General features: G+C 71.0%; 8 protein-coding genes. All 8 read right to left on the bottom strand.

Annotated features, from left to right (window positions below):
* Positions 1-114 precede the first annotated feature (114 nt).
* Positions 115-1,194 (bottom strand): peptide chain release factor 1, encoded by a 1,080-nt coding sequence (gene prfA / locus ACFVJS_RS23715; RefSeq protein WP_378885639.1) that lies wholly within the window; start codon positions 1,192-1,194, stop codon positions 115-117.
* A gap of 158 nt (positions 1,195-1,352) precedes the next feature.
* Positions 1,353-1,565: a 50S ribosomal protein L31 gene (gene rpmE, locus ACFVJS_RS23710; RefSeq protein WP_165109850.1), complete on the bottom strand. Its 213-nt coding sequence runs from the start codon at positions 1,563-1,565 to the stop codon at positions 1,353-1,355.
* A 133-nt stretch (positions 1,566-1,698) separates the two neighbouring features.
* Positions 1,699-3,480, bottom strand: a complete 1,782-nt coding sequence (gene rho / locus ACFVJS_RS23705) for a transcription termination factor Rho (RefSeq protein WP_378885638.1) — start codon at positions 3,478-3,480, stop codon at positions 1,699-1,701.
* Positions 3,481-3,683: 203 nt separating this feature from the next.
* Positions 3,684-4,607 (bottom strand): homoserine kinase, encoded by a 924-nt coding sequence (gene thrB / locus ACFVJS_RS23700; RefSeq protein WP_378885636.1) that lies wholly within the window; start codon positions 4,605-4,607, stop codon positions 3,684-3,686.
* Positions 4,608-4,612: 5 nt separating this feature from the next.
* Entirely contained in the window at positions 4,613-5,680 is a 1,068-nt protein-coding gene (gene thrC, locus ACFVJS_RS23695; RefSeq protein WP_378885634.1) for a threonine synthase, read from the bottom strand.
* The gene (locus ACFVJS_RS23690; RefSeq protein WP_378885632.1) at positions 5,680-6,993 is read right to left on the bottom strand and encodes a homoserine dehydrogenase; all 1,314 of its coding nucleotides are present in this window, start codon (positions 6,991-6,993) and stop codon (positions 5,680-5,682) included. Before ACFVJS_RS23690 ends, thrC begins: the two co-directional genes overlap by 1 nt.
* Before the next feature lie 87 nt (positions 6,994-7,080).
* Complete coding sequence (locus tag ACFVJS_RS23685) at positions 7,081-8,025, bottom strand: zinc-binding dehydrogenase (protein WP_378885630.1); 945 nt, start codon at positions 8,023-8,025, stop codon at positions 7,081-7,083.
* Between the two features lie 53 nt (positions 8,026-8,078).
* The coding region (locus ACFVJS_RS23680; protein ID WP_378885628.1) for a hypothetical protein at positions 8,079-8,692 on the bottom strand (614 nt) is incomplete at its 5' end.

Raw genomic sequence — 8,692 nt, 5'->3', positions numbered from 1 at the left:
GCCGGCTTCGACATCGGCTTCAACAAGACGCCCAACGCCTGCGCGGGTTCCGCACCACACCCACTATGGTCGCAGACACCTGGTGAGTGCCACCTTCGTGCATGGCGGAGGGTTCTAGGACTCGAGGGAGGCCAGGCGGGCGGCCAGGTCGGCGTCCACGGCGCTGCCGATGACCGGCTCCAGGTCACCGTCGAGGACCTGGTCGAGGTTGTAGGCCTTGTAGCCGGTGCGGTGGTCGGAGATGCGGTTCTCCGGATAGTTGTACGTCCGGATGCGCTCGGAGCGGTCGACAGTGCGCACCTGGGAGCGGCGGGCGTCGGAGGCCTCCGCGTCAGCGGCGTCCTGAGCGGCCTGGAGCAGCCGCGAGCGCAGCACGCGCATCGCCTGCTCCTTGTTCTGCAGCTGGGACTTCTCGTTCTGCATCGAGACGACGATGCCGGTGGGGATGTGGGTGATCCGGACCGCCGAGTCGGTGGTGTTGACCGACTGACCACCGGGGCCCGAGGAGCGGTAGACGTCGATGCGGAGGTCGTTGTCGTTGATCTCGACATCGATGGGCTCGGCCTCGGGCACCACCAGGACACCGGCGGCCGACGTGTGCACCCGGCCCTGCGACTCGGTGACCGGCACCCGCTGGACCCGGTGCACGCCGCCCTCGAACTTGAGCAGCGCATAGGGGGCGCGGCCGGGCTCGGGGTTGCCCTTCGCCTTCACCGCGACGGTGACCGACTTGTAGCCGCCGAGGTCGGACTCGGTGGCGTCGAGGAACTCGAGCTTCCAGCCCTGACGCTCGGCGTAGCGGGTGTACATCCGCAGCAGGTCGCCGGCGAAGAGCGCCGACTCCTCACCGCCCTCCCCCGACTTCACCTCGAGGATCGCGTCCTTGTCGTCGGTGGGGTCGCGAGGCACGAGAAGGCGGCGCAGCCGCTCCTCGGCCTCCTCCCGCTGCGGCACCAGCGCCTCGGCCTCCTCCGCGAACGCGGGGTCCTCCCCCGCCAGCTCGCGGGCGGCCTCGATGTCGTCACCGAGCTGCTGCCAGGCACGGTAGGCGTCGATGGTCGAGCTCAGCTCGGCGTACCTCTGGTTGAGCTTCTTCGCCAGGCGCGCGTCGGCATGGGTCTCGGGCTCGGCGAGCCGCTTCTCCAGCTCGTCGTGCTCCTCGATCAGCCCTTCGACTGCTTCAAACTGTGACATCTCCGCCTCGCTTCGTGCTGCCTGGAATACCCGGTCGACCGGGTATTCCTGGAGTTGACGGGCACTGAAACACCCGACAAGTCCACGAAGTGCCCGTCAAGTTAGGTGAAATGCGCCGCGCCGGCCCCCACGACACGTGGGAGCCGGCGCGCTGAGAGCTACTTGCCGCGCTTGCCGAAGCGAGCCTCGAAGCGGGCCACGCGGCCACCGGTGTCGAGGATCTTCTGCTTGCCCGTGTAGAACGGGTGGCAGTTGGAGCACACGTCGGCGCGGATGGCGCCCTCGGCAACGGTGCTGCGGGTGGTGAACGAGTTGCCGCAGGTGCAGGTGACCTGGGTCTCGACGTACGTCGGGTGGATGTCGGGCTTCATGAGGTTCCTCTCAAGACATGGGGTTCCGGGTCGCCGCCGCAGGTTGCGGGACGTGAACCGGCACCGAGGATTCAGTGTATGTGAACGCCTGGGGCCGCCAATAATTCCCGACGGCCCCAGAACGCTCGTCTCGCTAGTTCTTGGCGACCTCGTTGAGCAGCACCATGTTGGTGGGCGACCCGGCGACCTTCTCGGCGAGCACCGAGGCGGCCTTGGCGCCGTCGAGCGTGGCGAGCGAGGCACGCAGCTTGCGCACCGCGTCACCCTCGCCACCGGCGAACAGCAGGTCGTCACGGCGCGTGCCCGACGCGTTGACGTCCACGGCCGGGAAGATGCCGGCCTCGGCGTAGTCCTCGTTCAGGCGCAGCTCGGAGTTGGCGGTGTCCTTGAACGCCTCGAAGATGATCTCGTCGGTCTTCGAGCCGGTCTCGACCGCGGCCGTGGCGAGGATGGTCAGTGAGCCGCCGTCCTCGACGTTGCGGGCCGCACCGAAGAACCGCTTCGTCGGGTAGAGCGCCGCCGAGTCGACGCCGCCACCGAGGATCCGGCCGGAGGCAGGGACGGAGAGGTTGTAGGCCTTGCCCAGACGGGTCAGCCCGTCGAGGAGGACGACCACGTCGTGGCCGAGCTCGACCAGGCGCTTGGCCCGCTCGATGGCCAGCTCGGCGACCACGGTGTGGTCGGCGGGCTGCCGGTCGAAGGTGGAGGCGATGACCTCGCCCTTGACGCTGCGCTCGAAGTCGGTGACCTCCTCAGGGCGCTCGTCGACGAGCACGACCATCAGGTGGCACTCGGGGTTGTTGGCCGTGATCGCTCCGGCGATCGCGTGCAGGACGGTGGTCTTGCCGGCCTTGGACGGCGAGGCGATCAGGCCGCGCTGGCCCTTGCCGATCGGCGAGACCAGGTCGATGACCCGGCCGGTCACCGGGTCGGTGCCGCCCTCGAGACGCAGCCGCTGGTCGGGGTGGACCGGGGCGAGCTTGTCGAACTCCACGCGGTGCTTGGCGATCTCCGGATCGGCGCCGTTGACGGAGTCGATGCGCACCATCGGGTTGTACTTCTCCTTGCGCTCTCCCTCGCGGGGCTGGCGCACCTGGCCGACGATCGCGTCACCACGGCGGAGGCCGAGGCGCTTGACCAGCGACAGGGAGAGGTAGACGTCGTCGGGTCCGGGCAGGTAGCCGGAGGTGCGGACGAAGGCGTAGTTGTCGAGTACGTCCAGGATGCCCGCCGCTGGCACGAGCACGTCGTCCTCGAGGATGGTGGTGTCCGGCTCGCCGCGGCCCGGGCGGTTGCGGTCACGGTCGCGGCCACGACGGCGGCGGTTGCGGCGGCTGCCGCCCTCGCCCTGGTCGTCGTCACCCGCGTCGTCGGCCGACTCGGCCGGCTTCTCCTTCGGAGCGTCCTCGTTCTTCTTCTCGGCGGCGGGCTGGCCGGCCTTGGCCGGGCCCTTGCTCTGGCCACCGGCGGTGGGCTGGCCGCCCTGACCACCCTGACCGCCCTGACCACCCTGGTTCTGGCCGCCCTGGCCGCCCCGGGTCTGGCCGCCGCTCTTGTTCTGGTTGCGCTGGCGGCGCGGGCGCTGGGCACCCTCGCTGCCGGCGTCAGCAGCCTCGGCGGACTTCTCCGCCGGCTTCTCGGCCTTCTCGGCCGGCTTGTCTGCGGGCTTCTCCGCAGTCTTCTCAGCGGCAGGCTTGTCGGCCTTCTCCGCCGGCGCGGGCGCCGACTGCGCGCGGCTGCTCTGGGCAGCCTTGATCGCGTCGATCAACTGGGCCTTCTTCATCGAGTTGGCCCCGCTGATGCCCATGCCGTTCGCCATCGCCTTGAGGTCGGCGAGGAGCATTCCGCCAAGGCCACCGCGCTTCTTCGGGGCTGCGTTCGGCTCCGGCGCAGTGGATTCCATGGTCTCAGTCACGTGAGTCCTTTCCCACGTATCGCCGATCGGCGTACGACGCCGACGGCTCGTCTTGTCAGAACCCCTGACGCGCCGATGCGCGCCAAACGAAGTGGCACGGCACGAAAGGGGGATGGCACACCCGTAGACCTGAACGGCCCGACGGATGTATGTCCAGGCTAACACGCATGGCACCCATCACAGGAGGGGCCCGGAAGGCCCGGTCAGAGGATGCGTACGCCGTCTAGGTCGATGCCCAGCGCGTGGCAGGCCCAGCCTTCCGGACAGCGCGCGGCGAGCTTGGTCGTCTCGGCCGACTCGACGCCGTTGCTGAACGCCAGGACCGTCGGCCCGGCGCCGGAGACGATGGCCGCGACGCCGTCGGCGCGCAGCTCGTCGACCAGCGCGAGCGACTCCGGCATGGCGGGCCGGCGGTATTCCTGGTGGAGGAAGTCGCGGGTGGCACGGTGCAGATGCTCGGGCGCGTCGCTCAGCGCCGCGACCAGGAGCGCCGTACGTCCCGCGTCGGCCGCCGCGTCGGAGTGCGGGACGGTCTCTGGCAGGAGTCCACGGGCGGCCTTGGTCTCCACGCCGGTCGCCGGGACGAAGACGACGACGCTGACCCGTGGGTCGACGGCGGTGCGGACCGCGAAGAACCCGTCGTCTTCACCGGCGATGGTGAAGCCGCCGTGGAAGGCGGGCGCCACGTTGTCGGGGTGGCCCTCGATCTCCGCGGCCGTCTGGAAGAGCGTCTCGTCGTCGAGGATCAGCTCGCCGCCGGCGACCAGCGCGCGAGCGAGCACGAGCCCGCCGATGATGGCGGCCGAGGACGAGCCGAGGCCGCGGGCGTGCGGGATCCGGTTGCGGCAGTGCAGCCGCAGACCGGCCGGCTGCTTGCCGATGATCTCGAAGGCGGCCCGCATGGAGCGTACGACGAGGTGGGACTCGTCGAGCGGGACCGCGCCCTCGCCCGCACCCTCGACGGTGACCTCCAAGGTCGGTTCCCCGGTGGTCGAGCTTGTCGCGACCACTTCGCCGGTGAGCTCGTCACGCAGGTCGAGCGCCAGCCCGAGGGAGTCGTAGCCGGGGCCGAGGTTGGCGGAGGTCGCCGGGACGGTGACGGTCACCGGGCCTTCTACGAACGTCATCGGTGCTACGCGAGCCCTGCTGCGGCCGCCGCGGCCTCGAGGTTGGCGTCGATGACGACCTCGGGGATCTCGCCGAAGTACTCCAGCGCGGTGGCGGTGTCCTTGAGACCGTGGCCGGTGACGGTGATGACCGTGGTGGCCCCGGCGTACGTCTCCCCGAGCTCGAGGTCGGCGAGGAGCCCGGCGACACCGGCCGCCGAGGCGGGCTCGACGAAGACGCCGTCGTTGCGGGCGAGCTGGGCCTGGGCGGAGAGGATCTGCTCGTCGGAGAGAGCGCGGAAGCGCCCGCCGGACTTGGCCGCGGCGGCCTCGGCGAGCTGCCACGAGGCCGGGTTGCCGATGCGGATCGCGGTGGCCCTGGTCTCCGGGTGCTCGACCGGGTGGCCGAGCACGAGCGGGGCCGCGCCCTCGGCCTGGAAGGCGCGCATGACCGGGGTCTTGGTGGCGTGGCCGGCCGCCGCGTACTGCTCGTAGCCGAGCCAGTAGGCGGAGAGGTTGCCGGCGTTGCCGATCGGCATCAGGTGGTAGTCGGGGGCGTCGCCGAGGCGGTCGACGACCTCGAAGGCCGCCGTCTTCTGGCCCTCGAGGCGGACCGGGTTGACGGAGTTGACCAGCGCGACCGGGTAGCTGTCGGCGAGCGCGCGGGAGAGCTTGAGGCAGTCGTCGAAGTTGCCGCGTACCTTCACCACCTCGGCGCCGTGGACCAGCGCCTGGGCCATCTTGGCGGCGCTGATCTTGCCGTTGGGGACGAGCACGACCGGGGTGATCCCGGCCTTGGCGGCGTAGGCGGCCATCGACGCGGAGGTGTTGCCGGTCGAGGCGCAGACCACGGCCTTGGCACCCTCGTGGACCGCGACGGAGATCGCCGCGGTCATGCCGCGGTCCTTGAACGAGCCGGTCGGGTTCTGGCCCTCGACCTTCAGCCACACCTCACCCTTGGTGGCGCCGGAGAGCCACTCGGAGTGGACCAGCGGGGTGCCACCCTCGCCGAGCGTCACCGCCGGGGTGTCCTGGGGGATGTCGAGGAGGGTCCGATACTCCTCGATCACGCCGCGCCATTGGCTTGTGGTCATCAGACTGCTCCTTCTACGCGCATCACCGAGGCGACGTCGCGGACGTACTCCATCTCGCGCAGGTGCTGCACGGTCGCCGCGAGCGCGGCATCGGGGGCCTCGTGGGAGACGACGACGAGCTGCGCGTCCTCTCCCCTGCCTTCCTGGCGGACCGCCTTGATCGAGACACCGTGCTCGGAGAAGGCGGTCGCGACGGCGGCGAGCACGCCGGCCTTGTCGGCCACGTCGAGGCTGACGTGGTAGCGGGTGACGGTCTCGCCCATCGGGCGCACCGCGCGGGCGGCGTAGGCGGACTCGCCGAAGCCACGGGCACCGAGCGCCTTGTTGCGGGCGACCGTGACCAGGTCGCCGAGGACGGCGCTCGCGGTGGGCTCGCCGCCCGCGCCCTGGCCGTAGAACATCAGGTCGCCCGCGGAGGCGGACTCGACGAAGACGGCGTTGTAGGCGCCGCGTACGGTCGCCAGCGCGTGGGTGCGCGGGATCATCACCGGGTGGACCCGCGCGGAGACGTCGTCGCCGTCGAGCTCGGCGATCGCGAGCAGCTTGACGACGCTGCCCATCGCCTTGGCGGAGGCGACGTCGCCGGCGGTCACCTCGGTGATGCCCTCGCGGTAGACGTCGCTGGCGGTCACCCGGGTGTGGAACGCGAGGCTCGCCAGGATCGCGGCCTTGGCGGCCGCGTCGAAGCCCTCGACGTCGGCGGTCGGGTCGGCCTCGGCGTAGCCCAGCTCCTGGGCCTCGGCGAGCGCCTCCTCGAAGCCGGCACCGTAGGTGTCCATCTTGTCGAGGATGTAGTTGGTGGTGCCGTTGACGATGCCCATCACCTTGGTGACGTGGTCACCGACGAGGGAGTCGCGCAGCGGGCGGAGGATCGGGATCGCGCCGGCGACCGCCGCCTCGTAGTAGAGGTCGGTGCCGGCCTTCTCGGCGGCCTCGTAGAGCGTCGGGCCGTCCTCGGCCAAGAGCGCCTTGTTGGCGGTGACGACGCTGGCGCCGCTCTCCAGCGCCTTGAGGATGAGACCACGGGCAGGCTCGATGCCGCCGATCACCTCGACGACGACGTCGACGTCGTCGCGGGCGACCAGGCCCTGGGCGTCCGTCGTCAGCAGCTCGGCGGGCACCTCGACGTCGCGAGGAGCGTCGAGGCGGCGTACGGCCACGCCCCTGATCTCCAGCGGCGCCCCCACTCTGGCGGCGAGATCGGCATCGCCCTCGAGCAGGAGTCGGACCACCTGGGACCCCACCACACCGCAGCCGAGGACGGCGACGCCCAGGGGCTCGACGGCGTGCGAGGTCGTCTTGTTGCTGCTCACGCGCCCAAGGGTATCCGGGACAGGCTCCCGGGGCCGACTTCCGCTCTAGGCGCGGACACTCCGCACCCGGATCCGGGGTTGGTCCGGTCAGGTCAGGAGCACGACCTTGCCGGTGGTCTCGCGCGCCTCGAGGGAGCGATGGGCCTCGGCGGCCTCGGCCAGCGGGAAGGCGGAGCCGACGTACGGCTTGCGGGTGCCGTCCGCGGCGGCCTCGAGCGACGCCTGCTCGAACTCCTTGATCCGCCCCTGGACCCACGGACCGAGGATGTCGATGATCTTCGCGCCGCCCTCGTAGCCGTCCCGGTCGCCGGAGAACCGGACCATCCGCCCGTCGCTGTCGAGGTGGGCATAGACCTGCCTGGCTACGTCACCCCCGACCCCGTCGAGAAGGACGGTGATGCGAGGCGCCTCTGCGCGAAGCCTCTCCAGCCATCCGTCCGTGCGGTAGTCGATCGCCGTCTGCGCGCCGAAGCCGCGCGCGATCTCGAGCTTGGCAGCCGAACCCGCGAGCCCGATCGCACGGGCGCCCGCGTTGCGGATGCCCTGGAGCAGGATCGCGCCCATTCCGCCGGCCGCGGAGGTGACCACCACGACGTCGTCGGGCGTGATCTGGGCGGCCTCGAGCACCGCCGCCGAGGTGCGTCCGGTGCCGATCGCGGCGACGGCCGTCGTTGAGTCGAGGCCGTCGGGACGACGGTAGAGCTGCGTCTCGTCGGCGACCGCGAGCTCGGCATAGCCGCCGCTGCTTCCCGGACCGAGGTGGGCGACGACCTGCGCGCCCCGCCAGGCCTCGTCGACGCCCTCGCCGATCTCGTCGACCACGCCTGCGACCTCGCGACCCGGAGTCATCGGGAGCTCCGGTCGTGGCATCGTCGGTGGCAGGTCGCCCGCTCTGATCGATGTGTCGAGACGGTGGACGCCGGAGGCCTCCACCCTGATGCGTACCTGGCCCGGACCCGGTGTCGGGTCGGGCACCTCCTCGAGGCGTAGGACCTCCGGACCGCCGAACTCGTGCTGTCTGATCGCTCGCATGCCTCGAGTCAACACGCTCAAGTTGACTTGAGGTCAAGCGATTTCCGAACGCCTCAGGCGAGCTCCGGGATCGGCCGGAGGACCGCGGCGACATCACGCGCCAGACGTACGCGGCGGAGCAGCTCCTCCACGTCGGGCTCGACGTCGGAGGTGACGGTGATCGCATCCTCGCGGGCCACCACCCACAGCCGCTCGTCGACGACGTGGCTGGCGAACCGGGACAGCGACCGCGCGTGCTCCTCGTCGGCCGCGATGACCGCCCCGTCGGGCGTGGTCACGTTGGTCTTGGCACGGAACTCGGGCGGGAAGAAGACCGGGGTCGGCACCCGGCCGGTGCCGGTGTTGCCGGAGCCCGGCGAGAGCCCGATCATCGCGGCCGTCTTGGGCAGGTGCGCGGGGACCCGCACCACCACCCAGCGCGCCGGGCGCCAGGGGCCCTTCCCCGGGGACGCCTTGCCGTGCCAGTACTCGACCAGGATGCCGTCGCAGGTGCCGTCGACGACCAGATCGCACCGCTCGGCACGTACGTCGGGCCCCAGCACCTCCCAGCGCACCGGACGCTGCGCGGCGGCCTTGCCGGTGACCACCGGCCAGCCGAAGGTCTGCGCCGCACGGGTCACGCTGTCGCGTCGCTCCTTGGTCAGCCGGGCGAAGGACGCTCGCGGCG

The sequence above is a fragment of the Nocardioides sp. NPDC057772 genome (assembly GCF_042798075.1).
Taxonomy (GTDB): domain Bacteria; phylum Actinomycetota; class Actinomycetes; order Propionibacteriales; family Nocardioidaceae; genus Nocardioides.
This window is presented reverse-complemented; position numbering and strand designations above follow the sequence as displayed.